The organism is Butyrivibrio sp. INlla16, from assembly GCF_900104155.1.
In the GTDB taxonomy this organism is placed as follows: domain Bacteria; phylum Bacillota; class Clostridia; order Lachnospirales; family Lachnospiraceae; genus Butyrivibrio.
This window is the reverse complement of the sequence record NZ_FMYB01000044.1, coordinates 14,834-33,582: the sequence shown is the minus strand read 5'-3', so window position 1 is coordinate 33,582 and position 18,749 is coordinate 14,834. Positions and strand designations below refer to the sequence as shown.

The 18,749-nt window shown below is 35.3% G+C and carries 16 protein-coding genes and 1 pseudogene; 16 read left to right on the top strand and 1 reads right to left on the bottom strand.

Features of this window, described 5'->3' with window-relative positions; translation table 11 throughout:
- Nucleotides 1-486: 486 nt before the first annotated feature.
- Entirely contained in the window at nucleotides 487-1,533 is a 1,047-nt protein-coding gene (locus BLR42_RS17000; RefSeq protein WP_091871650.1) for a hypothetical protein, read from the bottom strand.
- Nucleotides 1,534-1,694: 161 nt separating this feature from the next.
- On the opposite strand from BLR42_RS17000, the gene BLR42_RS16995 reads away from it, so the two are divergent.
- The 16 genes and pseudogenes from BLR42_RS16995 (at nucleotide 1,695) to BLR42_RS16920 (ending at nucleotide 18,679) form a co-directional block, all read left to right on the top strand.
- Entirely contained in the window at nucleotides 1,695-2,474 is a 780-nt protein-coding gene (locus BLR42_RS16995) for a DUF1883 domain-containing protein (protein WP_091871644.1), read from the top strand.
- A gap of 186 nt (nucleotides 2,475-2,660) precedes the next feature.
- Nucleotides 2,661-3,182 (top strand): toll/interleukin-1 receptor domain-containing protein, encoded by a 522-nt coding sequence (locus BLR42_RS16990; RefSeq protein WP_091871640.1) that lies wholly within the window; start codon nucleotides 2,661-2,663, stop codon nucleotides 3,180-3,182.
- 11 nt (nucleotides 3,183-3,193) lie between these two features.
- On the top strand, nucleotides 3,194-3,736 hold the full coding sequence (locus tag BLR42_RS16985) for a TIR domain-containing protein (RefSeq protein WP_091871639.1): 543 nt from the start codon (nucleotides 3,194-3,196) through the stop codon (nucleotides 3,734-3,736).
- On the top strand, nucleotides 3,733-4,422 hold the full coding sequence (locus BLR42_RS16980; protein ID WP_091871638.1) for a hypothetical protein: 690 nt from the start codon (nucleotides 3,733-3,735) through the stop codon (nucleotides 4,420-4,422). Before BLR42_RS16985 ends, BLR42_RS16980 begins: the two co-directional genes overlap by 4 nt.
- Before the next feature lie 151 nt (nucleotides 4,423-4,573).
- Nucleotides 4,574-5,443, top strand: a complete 870-nt coding sequence (gene rfbA / locus BLR42_RS16975; protein WP_091871634.1) for a glucose-1-phosphate thymidylyltransferase RfbA — start codon at nucleotides 4,574-4,576, stop codon at nucleotides 5,441-5,443.
- On the top strand, nucleotides 5,427-6,083 hold the full coding sequence (locus BLR42_RS16970) for an HD domain-containing protein (RefSeq protein WP_330387383.1): 657 nt from the start codon (nucleotides 5,427-5,429) through the stop codon (nucleotides 6,081-6,083). The genes rfbA and BLR42_RS16970 overlap by 17 nt, the downstream gene beginning before the upstream one ends.
- Nucleotides 6,084-6,224: 141 nt before the next feature.
- Nucleotides 6,225-6,338: pseudogene (locus BLR42_RS24120) on the top strand (dTDP-glucose 4,6-dehydratase); the annotation flags it as partial.
- Between the two features lie 208 nt (nucleotides 6,339-6,546).
- On the top strand, nucleotides 6,547-8,586 hold the full coding sequence (locus tag BLR42_RS16960; RefSeq protein ID WP_091871629.1) for a hypothetical protein: 2,040 nt from the start codon (nucleotides 6,547-6,549) through the stop codon (nucleotides 8,584-8,586).
- Between the two features lie 19 nt (nucleotides 8,587-8,605).
- Nucleotides 8,606-9,736, top strand: a complete 1,131-nt coding sequence (rffA, locus tag BLR42_RS16955) for a dTDP-4-amino-4,6-dideoxygalactose transaminase (RefSeq protein ID WP_091871627.1) — start codon at nucleotides 8,606-8,608, stop codon at nucleotides 9,734-9,736.
- 9 nt (nucleotides 9,737-9,745) lie between these two features.
- A complete protein-coding gene (locus BLR42_RS16950) occupies nucleotides 9,746-10,696 on the top strand; it encodes a glycosyltransferase family 2 protein (RefSeq protein ID WP_091871625.1) in 951 nt (316 codons plus the stop codon).
- A 165-nt stretch (nucleotides 10,697-10,861) separates the two neighbouring features.
- Nucleotides 10,862-13,024 carry a glycosyltransferase family protein gene (locus BLR42_RS16945; protein WP_091871623.1) on the top strand — a complete coding sequence of 721 codons (2,163 nt, stop codon included), beginning with the start codon at nucleotides 10,862-10,864 and terminating at the stop codon, nucleotides 13,022-13,024.
- Nucleotides 13,025-13,037: 13 nt separating this feature from the next.
- Entirely contained in the window at nucleotides 13,038-14,174 is a 1,137-nt protein-coding gene (locus BLR42_RS16940; RefSeq protein ID WP_091871621.1) for a DegT/DnrJ/EryC1/StrS family aminotransferase, read from the top strand.
- 10 nt (nucleotides 14,175-14,184) lie between these two features.
- Nucleotides 14,185-14,688, top strand: a complete 504-nt coding sequence (locus tag BLR42_RS16935) for a GNAT family N-acetyltransferase (RefSeq protein WP_091871619.1) — start codon at nucleotides 14,185-14,187, stop codon at nucleotides 14,686-14,688.
- The gene (locus tag BLR42_RS16930) at nucleotides 14,685-15,485 is read left to right on the top strand and encodes an ABC transporter permease (RefSeq protein ID WP_242879398.1); all 801 of its coding nucleotides are present in this window, start codon (nucleotides 14,685-14,687) and stop codon (nucleotides 15,483-15,485) included. Before BLR42_RS16935 ends, BLR42_RS16930 begins: the two co-directional genes overlap by 4 nt.
- Nucleotides 15,486-15,497: 12 nt before the next feature.
- A complete protein-coding gene (locus tag BLR42_RS16925) occupies nucleotides 15,498-16,232 on the top strand; it encodes an ABC transporter ATP-binding protein (RefSeq protein WP_091871617.1) in 735 nt (244 codons plus the stop codon).
- Nucleotides 16,233-16,249: 17 nt separating this feature from the next.
- A complete protein-coding gene (locus tag BLR42_RS16920; RefSeq protein WP_091871615.1) occupies nucleotides 16,250-18,679 on the top strand; it encodes a glycosyltransferase in 2,430 nt (809 codons plus the stop codon).
- Nucleotides 18,680-18,749 lie beyond the last annotated feature (70 nt).

Genomic DNA, 18,749 nt, shown 5'->3' with positions numbered 1-18,749 from the left:
TACAGACGTATCTCCTTTCATTATTCCCCTGATCCTTTCTGGACAGGTATGAAAGGGGGCTTAAGATGACTGCTTATGAACAGGCAACCATAATTAGGGCATTGACCCTGCGCAGGACCTGTGTGCAGCTCTTAAGGGTGTGAATGAGGAAGGACGAACTGTGGTAGGGGCTGTCTTTCCTCATTTTTTATGCAACTGTATGAATATAGATCCGAAGGGGATAGTCAGTCAATATAGACACGAAAAAAACGTGCGGTAAAAAACAGCACGTTCAGATAGACAATATATAGGAGAACGAGAAATTAATCCGCAGTAAACCTTCAGTAGGTGAGAGGATTAATTCGACGCATTACATCTTTACTTTGAAAAAAGCACTGTGCCTGGTTGTTCCGCTACTTTTGGGAGCGAAGGCTTCATATTCGTGTTAGCTGCTATAAAAAATCGGAATCAGCTTATGGCTGATTCCGGTATTGAAATGATAAGGCATTAGTAATCTTCGATTAAATTAAGTTTTGAAGGTAGTTCTTGATATTTCTTAATGAGCTTCTCTATATCGTTTAGGAGTTCTTTCTTATTACTTACACTTGTATTAGTGAGTGTAGAGAAATCCATACTTAATAAACGTAGCATAAAACCCAAATCCCAATTCAAATTTTGAGTAAATGCTGATAACTGAGTATTTGTGTTTTTTATATTATATTCAGAGGCAAGAATGATTTTTGAAAGAATTTCTATAATATAACCATTGTTTTCTTTGTCGAAGTTGTTTAATAGTTTTTCGATATCTTTGTTGGGATTATCCTTCTCTTGGTTATAAAGGATATTTTTGGCAGAAATCGAAAAAAACTTATATGAATTAAGTTTAGAAGTTGTTTCTTTAGATAGTTCTTGATAGGTGTCATCATCAATCTTAACTGTATCTTTATAATGCTTGATTTTAAGCGCATAAAAAAGAATACAAAATACAAATATATATGAAGAAACATCTTCTGATTTGTTAAGAATACGATTAACCTGGTCTTCGGAAATCTGAATTTTAATCCTGCTTCTGCTGGCATTATTATCTTTGATGTACCACTGATTATACTCTATTGATTCATCGTTTATATCATCGTCAGGAAGAGCTTCATTGGAATTGATTCTCTGTGTTAAGTAGGATATTGAAATGTTTTCAGATTCCAGAATGCTATTAATATCATCAACTAATTGCTCGGGGATAGGAATTTTACGAATGACAGTATCAAAGTTAGTGAACCAAAGCTGGTTTTCAATTTCTTCTTTTGTGTAATGGCGCTCTAATGAATCATATACTTGTTCTGCTGATTTGGCTTCGCTACTTTCTTTTGTGATGAACTGAAAAATTTCGGGTAATTCATCAGCGTCTACTGTCTGTATTTCGTGATTTTCTAATTTTGAAATATATGCAGGACTTTTTTCTATGTGCGCAGCCAATAATTTAGCCTGTATCTTGTTTTTTGTCCGTAAATTCTTAATTGTATCTGACAATTCTGGTGTAATAGTTACTCGTGGCATGTCATGTCCTCCTATAGGGAATTATATCAAATGGCATAAATCTGTCAAAAGTAAAAATATGAAGTTAAATTGTATGTGAGTAAATAAATTTACTTAATTATTTGAATGTCTAATGTCGCTATTGTATAATGACTACATAAATAATACGAGGAGGAGAGCGTATGAATTATTCATATTATGATCTTGGAAATCTGAAAAAGGGACAAGTTGTTGAAGTGCAATTATCGAAAGCGGCAAATGTGAAGATGATGAATCCTCAGAACTATAATAATTATAGGAGAGGAAGGAATCATAGATATTATGGGGGATATGTTAAAAGTACTCCCTTTATATTGCCAGTACCAAATTCGGGGCACTGGTATCTTACTATAGATTTGGGTGGGTATCCTGGAAGTTTAAAACACAGTGTCAGTGTGCTTCCGGGAGCGTTGCCACCTGCAAAGCAGATGGTGCCATTGTATAAAGAACCAAATTTATTTGTTGAAGATGCAAATACTAATAAGGAATATGACGTTTTTATTTCTCATGCATCAGAAGACAAAAATGATATAGTAAGACCCTTAGCACATGAATTAGTAAATAAAGGCGTATCAGTTTGGTACGACGAATTTGAAATGAAAATTGGGGATAGTCTCAGACGCAAGATTGACCAAGGGCTATCAAAGAGCAGGTTTGGCACAGTTGTTATTTCGCCCTCATTTATAAAGAAGGGGTGGACGAATTATGAATTAGATGGCTTGGTAACAAATGCAATATCAGGAAAACAGATCATACTACCGATATGGCATAATGTATCAATCGAAGAAGTTCAATACTATAGCCCCTCATTGGCGGATAAAGTTGCAAGAGATACAAGCAAGACAACAGTGGAAGAGATTGCAGATGAAATAGCGAATATGATTTTAAATTACGGAAATAAGAGATACGAACAGAAGTATTAAGACACGCGATGCATAGCAGAAGAAGCATGTAGGATAAAGACTTGGCTATTGTTGATTATTGAAATCTATCAAAAAAGATAGTATCTGGTTATCAGGGTATTCAATGAATGTTTGATGGGAATATCCGAGGGAAAAGATTTTGTAATGAGAACGACGTAATAAATTTAAAGTGAACGGAGGAGACAAATGGCATCAAATAGAGCACTTATAAAGGAAAATTTTGTATTCGAAGGAGTAACACGTTCTAATGAAAAATGTGTGTTTATATCTCATAAGAAAGAAGATGAAGCTGCAGCCAAATATATTGGGGATTACATCATGGAACATGCAAACGTTGATATATACTTGGACTTATATGATACTGAGTTAAAGGAGGCTGTGAGCACTGAAAATGATAAGAAAATTGTAGAATCGATAAAGCGCGGTTTGAGGACATCAACCCACATTTTGTGTGTGATTTCTGATAAAACGCACTTATCTTGGTGGGTGCCTTACGAAATAGGTGTGGCTTCAGAAAACAAGAAGAGTATTGCATCACTAAAACTCAAAAATATTTCCGATTTACCATCTTTCTTGAAAACGGAACAAGTGCTTATGACATCAACTGATTTTGTAGGATATGTTGATAAACTAAATCCATTTCATATAATATCTGAATCGATGATGCATAATTCAAGTAAACAAGGATTAAAACAGTATTTGCACTAGGAGGAATTGTTGTGTACTACTATCAGAAAGAAAAACACAAGGTCTTTTTCAGTTTTTATCACCATGATGATCAGTGGTATAAAAATTACATTGATAAATATCTTAGCGGTGACATCATCAACAAATCCGTAAAAGATGGCGAATACAATACGGATATCAGTGACGAATATATAAAAAGACTGATACGTGAAGATAAAATTAGCGATTCATCTGTTATTGTGGTTTTAGTTGGACCAAATACTCGAAAGAGAAAGCATGTTGACTGGGAGATATACGCGGGATTAAGGGCAAGTGTAAATGGTAGTGCAGGTCTTATAGGAGTGTTGCTCCCGGAATTTCCTTTATTATATGAAAACAAATATAAATATAATGATTTACCGGCAAGATTAGCAGATAATGTGAAATCAGGATATGCAGGCATTTATACTTGGGAAGATTTCAAGCAAAATTATTTGTCAATAATCACAGAAACCTTTGAGAATAGAATAGATCACAAAGAAATGATAGATAACAGCCGAATTCAGATGAAGAGGAATTTAGGAGAAAACGAATGAATACACTAGCATCTACATCAACACAAACGACCGTGATAAGTGGTGGATTAAATTTTGTCAGTGTAGGTATGGAAAAGTGGTTCGAAATATATATACGTATTAATTGGCTGGCAATGATTGTTTTATTGCTTACAATCTGGGTATTAGTCTACATATACAGAAAGTTTATAAGGAAAAGGATAGCTCGTACTATAATAATCGATGGAGTGGAATTCGGATTTAGCAATTTCAAGTGTAAGGTTAGGTGTAGCCATGAAATACAAGAGATTGCATACAAATTGTGGGTAGAGTTAACAACAAGAAAGATAGCAGTTCCACTTGAAGAAGATGATGTGATAGTAGAAGTGTATAATTCATGGTATGATACGTTTTCTGCTATACGCGAATTACTAAAATCTGTTCCAGGTGGATGCCTTGATGACGCTTCTGAACTGATTGCTATTACAACGAGGGTATTGAATGAAGGGCTTAGACCTCATCTTACCAAATGGCAGGCAAAATATAGATCATGGTATAATATTGAGGTGAAAAAAGATCAAAATAAAAATAAGACTCCTCAAGAAATACAGAAAAAATTTCCTGAATATGAGATGTTGCTAGAAGATATGAAGAATACAAATAAAAACATGATTAATTATGCAAAAGAAATGAAACGAATAGCGTTTTCTAAAAGGGAAAATGAGTAAGACTACGCACACTAGAAAATCCTACCCAAATATGATAAATTGTTTGAGGTAAGAAAAGCACTGTTTGATAGGGGAAAATCAAACAGTGCTTTATAATTCGAAGATAAAATAGGAACACAAAACAATTGTCAATCATAGGAGAACAATACAAATGAAAGGTATCATCCTCGCCGGAGGTTCCGGCACAAGACTTTATCCGTTAACAAGAGCAATCTCAAAGCAGATCATGCCTGTATATGACAAGCCGATGATCTACTACCCGCTGTCGACACTTATGTTGGCAGGAATCAGGGAAGTTCTGATAATCTCTACCCCCAGAGACCTTCCCATATTTGAAGATCTGTTTGGGACCGGCGAGCAGCTTGGAATGTCGTTCTCATATGCTGTACAGGAAGAGCCCAGAGGGCTTGCAGATGCCTTCATAATAGGCGAGGACTTCATAGGGAAAGATTCTGTAGCCCTGGTTCTTGGCGATAACATCTTCTATGGCCAGAGCTTCTCAAAGTTACTCAGAGAGGTGGCATCCAGAGATAAGGGAGCAACAATCTTCGGATATTATGTGCGCGATCCCAGAGAATACGGCGTTGTAGAGTTTGATGAAAACGGCAAGGCCCTCTCAATTGAGGAGAAGCCGGAGCATCCCAAGAGCAACTACGCGGTTCCGGGCCTTTACTTCTATGATAACGATGTAATAGATATAGCAAAAAATGTTAAGCCTTCAGCCAGAGGTGAGATTGAAATCACCAGCGTTAACAACGAGTACCTCAGAAGAGGGACTCTTCGCGTTGAGACCATGGGTCGAGGCTTTGCATGGCTTGATACCGGTAATCACGATTCACTTCTTGATGCAGCGGACTTCGTATGTGCATTCCAGAAGAGACAGGGACTATATGTGTCCTGCATTGAGGAGATTGCGTATAAGAGAGGCTTTATCGATAAGGAGCAGCTCCTTAAGCTTGCCGAGCCTCTTATGAAAACAGATTATGGTAAGTATCTAGTTGAGGTTGCAGAAGGACTATAATTGTATTCAATATTCAAGTAAGATGTATCCAAGTATAGATATAGCAACAAATGAACTTAATATCGCCAGCGAGTTGAACCCAGGACCATGGATCCTTCATTCTAAAAACACAGGAATAGCAGCAAGGAATATAGCTGAAAAAGTTCAAGGGATGAATCCGGAAAAGGCATATGTTATCGTATTATTACATGATATAGGCCGTCGAGTTGGGATTGTGGGGATAACAAGGCATGTATATGAGGGCTATAAGTACTGCATTCAAAAAGAATGGGATGAAGTAGCTCAAATCTGTATGACACATTCATATATCCATGGAAGTGCATCTCTCGGACAAAGCATAGAAAGCGATGAGGAAAAAGCTATAAAAGAATACCTTGATTCTCATAAAATGGATGATTACGACAGACTGATTCAGCTGTGTGATGCCCTCGCTACAGACTATGGATTTGTAATCCTGGAAAAGCGTTTTGTCGACGTTGTCAGGCGGTATGGAATAGTTGAAACTTATATCGGTGGATGGGAGAAAACCTTTGAAATAAAAGAGTACTTTGAAGATAAAATGGGGTGTTCTATATATGATGTGCTTCCGGAGATAGAAAAAACAACACTCATATGTCCCAACCCATGGAGGCCTAAATAGACAATTTGATGTAATGAGAGGAGCTTGCAGTTGACCATATTGCAAAAAAGGACTATTGTTTTCTGGTGTAAGAATTGAGATTACATAATATGAAGAGAAAAGTTGATGCGTACAAATTTAGTGACATGAGGTGCCGGATTCATTGGCTCAAACTACATACACTACATGGTTAGGAAGTATGACAATGATATTCGTATAATCAATGTGGACGTACTTATCTATGCAGGTAATCTTGAGAACTTCAAGAATGTTGAGGCCATGGGAGCTGGCCGATGGTTCCATCAAAGAAGGTATCAGACAGACCATAAAAAGGTTCTTTACTAATGAGGACTGATGAAGAACCTAACAAACGAAAATTATCAGAAATATTATGTAGTATACATTGCAACAAATTATAACGGCATTTGTATATGAAGGAACTAGAAGTGAACTTTCATACTAACATAGATAGGAAACTAAGGAAATGAACAATAATTTTGGGGGACAGATTCAGAGATATTATTTACAAAATATTATTTGGTTATTTATATTTTCTTTTTTACTGAGTTTTTGCTTCTTTTCAAAAATAAATCCATTTGTAGATAGTTTTTTTTCCAAGACTACAGTAAAGCTCACATTAAAAGAAAAGAATGAGGATCACTTGGGAAATGAGATATGGATATATCAGATTGATGGTAAAGATATTTCAAAGCCGACATTTAAGAAGATGGAGAAATCTGGTGAATGGGAGTATCGTAGTGCAGAAAAATGGGGATATTCGCATAATGTAATATACAGCAATGCATCTGGTAGTTCGCTTAAGATTCCCATTAGTACATCTCCATCTGGTGGTTTAGGGATAATATGTCAGAGAAATTCGGGAAGGTTTGATCTTGAGTTAGAAGAAGGCATAATTTCAGAATATGATCCATATACGGAAAAGAGTTCTATTTTGCAGATTACACCATTTGCTGATAACTATAATGGTGTTTTTTTTCATGCAATTACATATTTAGGATTCGCAATACTTATTTTTGTTTTTTTGAGTTTAAGTGTAATAATATGCAACAAATTTGTATGTTCAGAGAATAAAGAGCCACATTACAAATATCCGCATCTTGTATTCGCGCTTACTATAAGCATGACAGTATTTTTGTGTATATGGTGGAAAACGATTGGGATTCCCAATTATCCAGGAACTGGAGATGGTGGTGGATATTGGACTGTTGGTCAAGTTCTTGCAAGACCCGATATTACAAAGGAAGAGGTAGAGCTATTATGTAAAGATTTGCCAACTTTTCGTGGTTATGGCATATTTATTCCGCATTTCATTGCAAATTATATCTCTTATAGAACATCCATTAGCGCTATAGGTATATATTTTGTAATAATGGCTTTTGTATGCGCTTTTGGCACAGGTTATGTTCTTCCTAGAATGTATGAAATTGTTAATGGGAGAAAACCGGGTCTTTTTCAGGTATTCACAGGAATCATTTGTTTCTACTTCCTTTTCACTAATTATCTATGTGATATGGGAAGTGATATGTGTGGTTGTGTGTATTATTTAGCAGCAATCCTTTTTCTTTTTTTGATGCAAGAGACTGGAAGATATTTATATGCAGCACTATCTGGAATGTTCTTTTCTTTGTGCCTGGCAGCAAGAACAAGCTACATGATAGGCGTGATGATAATATTGATCTTCTTTTTTGTTCATAGTCTTCTTGTGTTATGTAAGAACAGCAGATTAAGCATACTAAAAGATGGCATTCTGTCTATTAAAAGATGGGTTTCTGCAATAGTTGTCATGGGATTTTTCTTTTTTGTTTTTTGCCTGCCACAGGTATGTATTAATAATATCAAAGGGCATCCGGGTTTATTTGCTTATGATACAGATGGAGCATTTGAAACGAAAACTACGACACTACTAGAGCAGAATGCAGATATTCCTCTTCGTGGATATGTTTCGGGATATCCGGAAATAATATATGATAAAAGTACAGCTTATATAAAACAATATGCTGGATATAAAAAAAGCAAAGAAATCACAATGGCACAGAGTATGGACTGCTATTCGAAGCGACCTTTGGATGGTTTGGCTTCAGTTGCTAAAAAATTATTTATTTTGGTAGATATTAAAACAAATATTACTCTTCCTAATGAAATATGGACACCAACGACAAAGTATTATCTATTTAGTACAATAAACTATATTTTTCTTGTTACAACAATTTTTATGCTATTAAATAAAAAAGTCAGAAGAATTTTTTTTAGTAAAGAAGATCTGACTTTATGGGGGATAATACTATTTGGACCAATTCTGCCAGAGCTTGTTGGAAAAATTGAATGGCGACAAGGAATGATTCTATATGTATTTTATGTATTTTGGGCATTTGCATATGGCTTTGGAAGTTTAATTTATGATAAGGAGCGGAGAATATTGCTTATTGAAGAGAATTATATCGGATTTCTTACAGTAGGGGTATTTATCTGCCATACTATTTCACTTTGGATGTATATCAGATAAGATTTGTTAAAGAGGTATGATGATTCAGTTTAACGTACCACCCTGTGTGGGTGATGAAATAAAATATATAAAAGATGTAATTAGAAATCACAAAATATGTGGAGATGGTCCATATACAAAATTGTGCAACACGTGGTTCGAGAGAAGATTCAATGCAAATAAGGTATTATTGACTACAAGTGGGTCTACGGCTTTAGATATGGCATTTGAGCTGTGCGATTTACAACCTGGAGATGAGGTGGTAATGCCTAGCTATACGTTTTCAAGTACGGCTAATGCGGTTGTATTATGTGGGGGAAAACCAGTATTTGTAGATGTTCGGCCAGATACAATGAATATAGATGAAAAAAAGATAGAAGATGCGATAACAAATAGAACAAAAGCTATATGCGTTGTTCACTATGCCGGAGTCTCTTGTGAGATGGATACTATTATGAATATAGCAAAACGCTATGGACTGATGGTAATAGAGGATGCTGCACAAGGGGTAATGAGCACATATAAGGGCAAGTATCTTGGCACTATTGGCGATTTTGGGTGCTATTCTTTTCATGAGACGAAGAATTATTCTATGGGAGAAGGCGGAGCTATCGTTATAAACAACAAAGCGTATGAAGAAAAGGCTGAGATTCTTAGAGAAAAAGGAACTAATCGATCGAGATTTTTTAGGGGGCAAGTTGATAAATATACTTGGGTTGACTTTGGGGATAGCTATTTGCCAAGTGAATTAAATGCTGCTTATCTTTGGGCACAGCTTGAACACGCAGATGAAATAAATAATAATCGTCTGGAAAGTTGGAATTACTATAATAATGCATTGCAGGAATTAAAAAAAGAAGGTTTGGTGGAATTGCCAATAATACCAGAAAAATGTGTTCATAATGCACATATGTATTATCTGAAATGTAAGGGGCTTCAAGAGAGGACTGCATTGATTTCATATCTTAAAGAAAATGAAATACTCGCAGTATTTCATTATATTCCGCTTCATTCGGCTCCTGCCGGATATAAATTTGGGAGATTTCATGGGGAGGATGAATATACAACCGAAGAGAGCGATAGACTAGTAAGACTTCCTATGTATTATGGATTGTCAGAGATTGACAGAAATAAGGTTGTTACTGCCGTATATGAGTTTTATAGAAAGTAGTTTAGGTATATGAAGAAAGTAAGCTTTGTTATCCCATGCTATAGATCTGAAAAAACGATAAGAAGCGTGGTAGATGAAATATATGCAACAATGGGGACTCTTGAGTCTTATATTTTTGAGGTTATTTTGGTTAATGATTGTTCGCCGGATAATACATACGAGACAATTATTGAAATAGCTAAGGAACATGATAATGTTATGGGAATTTCACTAGCTAGAAATTTTGGACAACATGCTGCGTTAATGGCAGGGCTGCGTAAATCGTCAGGTGATTATGTGGTATGCCTTGATGATGATGGTCAAACACCTGCTAATGAGGTGGGGAAACTGCTGAAAAAACTGGATGATGGATATGATGCGGTCTATGCATCTTATGATAATAAACAGCATTCTAAATTTCGGAATATTGGAAGTCTTGCCAATGAGAAAATGACAGAGATAATGCTGGGGAAACCTAGAGAACTATATATTTCCAGCTATTTTGCTGTAAGACGATTTGTTGTTGATGAGATGATTCGATATGAGGCATCATATCCATATATAATTGGCCTTGTTCTTAGATCCACAAAAAATATTTGTAATGTGCCAGTTCATCATCGGGCTAGGACTATTGGGTCTTCAGGATATTCATTACATAAATTGCTTTCGTTATGGTTTAATGGATTTACAGCATTTTCTATAAAACCATTACGAATTGCAATTTTTTTGGGAATGATGGTAGCAGTTTGCGGTTTTGCAACACTAATATATGTGATAATTAATTGGTTTATTAACCCAGGTGTCCCGTTAGGCTGGAGTAGTATGATGGGTATCTTTTTAATCATTGGAGGGATGCTACTTCTGGTTCTGGGGATGATGGGAGAATATATTGGAAGAATTTACATCTCAATTAATGCTGCTCCGCAATATGTTATTAGGGATATTATACCTTCCGAAACGAGTAATAAATTACAAACCTGAATTATATATGGGTGTTATCTGTGTAACAGGTTGATTATGACATTGAAAAGTGATAAAGTACAAAGAGTTTTGTCTATTTTTTAGAAGAAAGATTTCAGAATAATGAGTAATGTGCTGATATCTTACTCATCGCGTATACCGACGGTTTCATTGATATGTTACTTGATGAGTAAAGCTGCGACTGAATTTGATATTGATATCAGGGAAATTGCAGTAGTTGATACCAAAAAAGATGATATAGAATGGGCAGATGCGATACTGACAATAAGACCCTTTGAGGTTGGCGCATTCAGAGTGGTTGAGGCGGGAAAGAAAGCAGGGAAGAAGATAATTATGTATCTTGATGATGATCTTTTAAATCTTCCTAATATATTCCCTAATCGACTGAGGAAATTTTTGTCAGGTATTCTGTATAACAAAAATTGTGAGTATTTGATAAAGAGTTTGGATTTGTGTGATGTTTTATGGGGCTCCAATCCGGTCCTGCTTGATAAGTATAAGCAATACGTCACAAATGGAAGATGTGAGATTGCGGACGTCGCCTATGACATTGCAGATATGGTTCAGCCCAGGCTAAATGATGGGGACTTCAAGATTCTTTTTGCAGGAAGTGGTGACCATGCAGGATACATAAATGAATTTATAATTCCTGCAATCAATGAGTTGCATTATAAAAGGTACAATATTTCATTTGTGTGCGTTGGGCTTGATCCCGGGGCATTGATTAAATGTGATGCAAAGACGGAATTTATACCATGGATAAGGGACTTTGATGAATTTAACAAGTTAATTAGGAGTAAACAAGTTGATATAGGTGTTGCTCCTATTTTGGCGGATGATTTTCATCGATGTAAATATATAAATAAATTTATTGAATATAGTAGGTATGGAATAGCAGGCATTTATTCGGATGATTATCCATATAAAATGATTGTGGTCGACGATGAGAACGGGCTCTTAGCGGAAAATACTGTGGAATCGTGGGCTCAGAAGATTGAATATGCGATAAATAATCCACAGAACTGTCTAAAAATCGCCGAAACCGCGCAGAAGATATGTAAGGAAAGATTTTCAACCAGTCAAATGATAAGTACTGTAAAAGAAAAGATTCCCGAACTATTTGTGAAACAAGTTACTGCAAGAACAGTGAAGTATAAACCTTCTATATTTATAAATAATCTTAGAAAATATGTGACAGCATTTGTAGAAAAGTATGAATATGATAATAGCCAAAAGAATATAAGCGATGCAAGTAGTAAAATCCTGTTAGTGTATGCAGGGTATACTACAACAACAGAATTAATAAGTAAGATTTTGCAAAAAGCTTCAATATATAAAAATGCCTCATTTGTAGCTAAAGAGAGTACGATGGTATTTGCTAAGGATATAAAGGAATCAGATATTATCGTTTTTTGCAGAGGCGCAGATCTTTATATGGGAAAGATTGCTGAAGCAGCCCATAAAGCAGGAAGAAAGACTATTTTATACCTGGATGATGACTTATATGGTATATATAAGGGAACCGTATATGGAGATGCTTTGTTAAAATGTTTGTCAAACTGTGATATACTTTGGGCATCAAATCCACATATATATGATAAATATAAGGAACTGGCTCCTAATATAGCCTTTGTGGAAGGAAAAGTATTTGATCCTATTGATAAAATAGGTGATATTTCTGATGTGCTTGATAAGTATGTTATACTATATGCAGGTTCGCCGTCTCATAGAGACACGATACAGAATCTAATAGTGCCTGCACTCAATAAGGTGTATGACAATTATAAAGAGTTCTCTGCTGTATTTATGGGATTTGATGAGGGGACATTGTCCGGATGCAAGTTTGATAAAGAGTACATACCTTGGACTACAGACATGAACGAGTATCGGGATATAATTCAATCCAAGGGATGTCATATAGGGCTGGCTGTAATCAAGGATGATGAATTCGGTAATTGCAAATATTATAATAAATACTTAGAATATTCACGTATGGGAATAGCCGGTATTTATTCAGATGTTATTCCATACCGCCTGGTAGTCCATAATGATGAGAATGGAATCATTGTTAAGAACACACCGGATTCATGGGCTGAATCTATATTAAAGCTTCTACAAAATGAAGATGATCGTAGAAATATAATACTTAATTCACAAGATGATCTTAGGCAAAATTTCAAGCTTAAAGATGTTATAGACAAGCTGGCAGGGGATATACCTGAAATTGGTAGTTATCATGCGCCAGATGTCAAGGTTAGATATCATGTAAATGTTTTATTACACCAATTAAAATATAGTTGGCGTGTATATATAGCTTCAAGATATTAAGGAGGATAAAGTGATGGCTATACAGTTATTTAAAGCAAAGTATGAGGTAGATGAATGTCTCGCTGAGATTAGAGAATGCTTGGAAGTGGGTTGGACAGGTCTTGGATTTAAGACAGTTCAGTTTGAGGATGCATGGAAGGAATATACGGGACTTCCTTTTGCACATTATTTGAATTCATCAACAATTGGTTTATACCTTTCTGTTGAAATATTGAAGGAAGAAAATGGTTGGCAGGATGATGATGAAATCATTACAACACCTCTGACATTTGTTTCAACAAATCACGCAATTCTTAAGTCTAATATGAAGGCTGTATTTGCTGACATTGATGACACAATGTGTCTTGATCCTAAGTCCGTAAGAGAGAGAATTACAGATAAGACAAAGGCTATTATGTATGTTGGACTTGGTGGAAATACCGGTAATTACAGTGAGATAGTTAAGATATGTAAAGAGCACAATCTTAAACTTATTCTTGATGCTGCACATATGGCAGGAACAAGGGTAAATGGTGAGATTCCCGGATCAGAGGCAGATGTTGTTATTTATTCATTCCAGGCAGTTAAGAATCTTCCTACAGGTGATAGTGGTATGATCTGCTTCAAGAACGGCAACTATGATGAGATAGTTCGCAAGAAAGCATGGCTTGGAATCAACAAGGACACCTATGCAAGAACAACCAACATGGGTAACTATAAGTGGAAATATGATGTTGAGTATGTTGGTGACAAGGCACATGGCAACTCAATCATGGCATCAATTGGTAAGGTGCAGCTCAAGTACCTTGACAGAGACAATGCATACAGACGTCAGCTTGTTAACTGGTATAAGGAGAGATTGTCCAAGTATTCAGATAAGATTAAGTTTGTCAGAATAGAAGAAGGCTGCGAGTCATCTTGCCACTTATTCCAGATTCTGGTTGAGAACAGGGATGAATTGATGCTTCACTTAAATGCAGCTGAAATATTCCCTGGTGTTCATTATGCAGATAATACTAATTATAGGATGTATTCTTATGCTAAGGGAACATGCCCTTATGCTGAATATGTAAGTGATCATACATTGACTCTTCCTATGAATCTGTACCTTACATATGAGGACGTTCAGTACATTTGCGATAAAGTAATCGAATTTGTTGAGAAGAACTAAGGTATATTAAATGAAACATACTTATTGTTTAGAAAATGAAAAAATCTGTATAAGACCAATGTCACCAGAAGACAGTGAGAAGTATAGAGTTCTTAGGAATCGCAAGGACAATATTGGATTTTTCTTTTCCGGAACAGAGATTACTAGTGATCAGCAAGCTGCCTGGTATACCAGGTATCTTGCTGATGAAACTCAATACATGTTTAGTATTTATGAAACCGATTCCGACCAATTTATTGGTGGAATCGGCATTTATGATATTGATGAAATAAAAGGGCAGGCAGAGGTCGGAAGAATTATAGTTGATAAGGAACTTGCGGCAGGTAAGCATTATGGTGCAGAAGCTATTAAGCTTATAGAGAAGATGGCAAGAGACGAAATTGGATTAAAAATCTTGTATGCAAATATTTACTCCGATAACATTCCTAGCCTTAAATCATTTTATGGTGCAGGCTTTGTTGAAATAAGTGAAGATCAAGGAATAACAAAAGTTATAGTAGAAATAGGTGAATGATGAATTATTTGAAGAGCTATTTTAGTGGGATATATAAAGACAGATATGTATTAAGCAGTTTAGTTAAGCAAGACTTGCATATGAAGTACAATCGTTCAATACTTGGTGTGGCATGGCAGCTTATAACACCACTTGGTCTTTCGATAATAATAGGAGGAATCTATTCAATAATATATGGGATGGATGCAAGTACTTTGATACCAGTTCTTTTTTCAGGGTTAAATCCATGGCTTTTTTTGAGTGCAAGTGCTGATGGAGGAACTGGCGCATATATTAATGCAGAAGGTTATTTAAAACAGACGCAAGTTAGTCCACAAATATTTCCAATAAGGGTTGTTTTGGTTGCTTTTGTGAACCTTATTTATAGTATGGCAGCATTTTTTTTGGTTTATTTGGTTTTAAGTCCTTCTAGCTTTGGCATTCAAATGTTGATGTTTATTCCTGGAATGTTGATTATTCTGATTGCGGGAATGACTCTTGCCAATATATCAAGTGCAATAACGGTAAGCTTTAGGGATTTTCAACCGTTGCAAAGCTTGGTTTTACAAGGGCTTTTTTATATTACCCCTATTATTTATACAACGTCAATGATGGATGATAAAGGATTTTCAATCGTGTATAGAATAAATCCTTTTTACTATTTTATCAATGTGGTGAGGGCACCTGCATTGGGAACAACTCTGACCATGGATTTTATAGTAGAATTTATCTGTGTTTTCTTATGTTTATTATTGGCTTACTTAATTAGTGCAATAATAACTATGAAGAATAATTATGGTATAGCAATGAAATTATAAGTAGGTGGACTGATGAGCAGTATAGAACTAAAAAATATTGGCCTTGAATTCAATGTTTGGCATCAAAAAAGTATCAAAGATATTCTGGTGCCGGGTAGTAATAAATTTAGCACTTTTGAAAATGGAAAGGTAAGAGCACTAAATAACATTTCGCTATCGTTGAAGGATGGAGATAGACTTGCGATAATAGGACATAATGGTGCGGGAAAGAGTACACTTTTAAAGGTGATATCAGGTATCTATCCTCCAAAAGAGGGTACATTAGATGTTGAGGGACACATTTCAAGCATGTTTGAGCTTGCGACAGGTTTTGAAATGGAGCAAAATGGATGGGATAATATTAGATTAAGAGGCCTGATGTTAGGACAGACACCGAAGCAAATTGACGAAAAGATGGAGGAGATAGCTGAATTTTCGGAGCTGGGGAATTTTTTAAATATGCCGGTCAAGTATTATTCATCAGGTATGTTTGTACGCTTGGCTTTTTCGATTTCCACGTCTATAGAGCCAGATATTCTTCTTCTGGATGAGATTATAGCTGCTGGTGATGCCGGGTTTATTAAGAAAGCAAATGATAGATTACACAGTATGATTAGTACGTCCAAGATCATGGTTTTGGTAACACATAGTATGCAATCAGCTATAGATATGTGTAACAAGTGTATTTGGATGGAGAGCGGGAATATAGTAATGTCAGGAGATCCCAAGACTATAACAGATGAATATATGAAGGCGGCCGTCAGCTAATATGGAGAGTTGCGCATATGTTAGTGAAAGAGATTTTGAAAGTTTGTAATTCCTCGTGGATAGAAGGAAAAGATAAAGAATCTAGTAATGAGACCTTTGATATTTCTGTAATATTGCCAGTACTAATGGATGATGATGCTATATTGCTAAGAAATGCTTTGAACTCGATATGTGAGCAGAGTCACAAAAAAGTAGAGGTTATTATTGTTGATGATTCATGTAATGTTCTAATCCAAGATGTGATTGATGAGTTTTTGAAAAAGGATAGCAGAGTAAAATGCATCAGACATGGAAAGAGCATTTGTTATATTCCTATTATGAAATATGAAGCTTTTTTGCATGTTAAGGGAACGTATCTTGCTTTCTGTTCATCTAATATAGAGTGGCATTTGGATTATATTACAAATGTGATGGAATTCATCGAAAAGACGAAGGCTGAGGCGTGCTTTAGTGAGGTAAAATGGTGTCAGTGGAACGATAAGAAACGTTTTAAAAAGCTGGGAACAGCCAAAAATTGGACGAATTCAATTAATTTGGCTATAGTCAATCCAATTGCCCAAAGTGGTGTTCTCGTGAAAAAAAGTATATTCATGGATCAAAGGGTAGGATTATTTGATCCACATCTCATGCATATTGGTTATGATGATTGGTCTTTGTGGAAGAGAATAAAAAAGTATTACATATTCCACGAGACCAGTATTTTTTGTGGATATGAATATACAGCATCGAAAAAGAAAATGGATTTATTTCCAGCCCGAAATATATATAATCTTTTTGAAAGAGAGTGTGAATCTAAGGAGATAAGTTTTATACCTGAGAACTATGAGCAGGTAGATATTTTTGGGTGCAGTAATATGGCATCGGATCATTATAGGTTCGATTTAAAGAATGCAATAATTGATTATTGTAACAAATATAATCTTACATCCTGTGATCAAGATACGCATATTATTTACAAAAGAAAAAGAATAGCCATAATTGGTGCTTTTAATGCTACGGTAGAGCTAAACTTTGAAAACTATTCATTTCACTCGGACAGATTTGTTTTTTGCTTTTTGGGAACGCAACCGGATATAAGGCTGTTGCTTCTGGCAGATGCTGTAATATGTATAAGGTCTTCAATGTTTGGCGGAACAGACTACTTGGAATTATGCAAAAATTATAATATTCCATGTTACTATTATACGGATGATAATTTTTGCGAATTGCATACACAATTTCCTGAGAATACAGAATTTGAGCTACTTTCTGAGCAAATGGGAAGTGGATGGTTAAAAACTTTCGATGGAGTTTTGGTATCTACTGATTCTTTGCGAGACTATTTTATTGAACATAAATTTGTAAATAATGAAAGCATCGTTATGTTTCCTTGCGTGTTGTCTGATGCAATTAAGGAAGACAATAATAGCAACAGATTGAAAACAATTGCATTTTTAGGTGGTAAAAGCAGAGCGCAATATTTTGCTGAGCATATATATAAATATATTAAAGAGATCGCTAAAAACAATGAAGTTAGACTTATTTGTGCATCGGACGACGAGCTTATTCAATTAGATGCAGGCAATATAAGTGTAGAATTTTTTGACAGGACGGATGATATTCAGGTTTTACTTAATGAAGTGGCTAAATATAAGCCAGATATATTAATTCATTTTGGCGAGGAAGGGTTAAATTCAAAATATAAAACAGTTAATGCGTTATGGAATGCGTTATGTATTGGAGCAGTACTTGTGGTAAACAATATAGAACCATATAAGACTGCTGATATAAATGATTGCTGTTATATTTTAGACAAAGAAGAGCAATTAGTAGATATTATCTCGGCAATTGATAGAGATCAGAAAATATGCAAGGAAAAATATCAAAATGCATTACGGTATTGTAAAAAAGAATATAGTTTCGAGAAAGCCGATAACATATTACTTGATTTTATAAATATAAAGGAATCGGACTATGGTTTGAGTGTGACCAATCGCTTGCTTCAATATCATGATAATCTGTATGACAATAAGAGTGAGAGTAGACCAATATATAGTCAACAGCTAAGCTTTGCTGGCCCTATTAAGAATAAGAGCGTTTACTATGTGGTATGCACAAATGATACTATAGATAGAATAGGTATGTGTTTTGCAAGATGCTCAGAAAAAAAAGCTTTAGGGACAGTTGAGATTCATGTTTATAATGAGCAAAAAGAATTGTTGTGTTCAGAAAAAAAAGATATGAGTGAATTGGCTTGGAATAACTGGACATACTTTTACTTTGATCAAAAATATGGAAATGATATGCGTATGCATGAATTAAAAATCTGTATTATTTGCAAATATGAAAAAAGTAGTGAAAAGATAGGGGTTTTTGAACTGACAGGGCATAGGCGCAGTGCTCAATTTATAAAGAGAATTTTGGGACTTCCAACAAGACGAGTGGATACATTGTTTGTAGATTGTTAAGTTTGTGCTTACAGGATAGATTAGAGAAACGCAATATAAAAGACGGATAATATAGGATTCTTAAATGAGA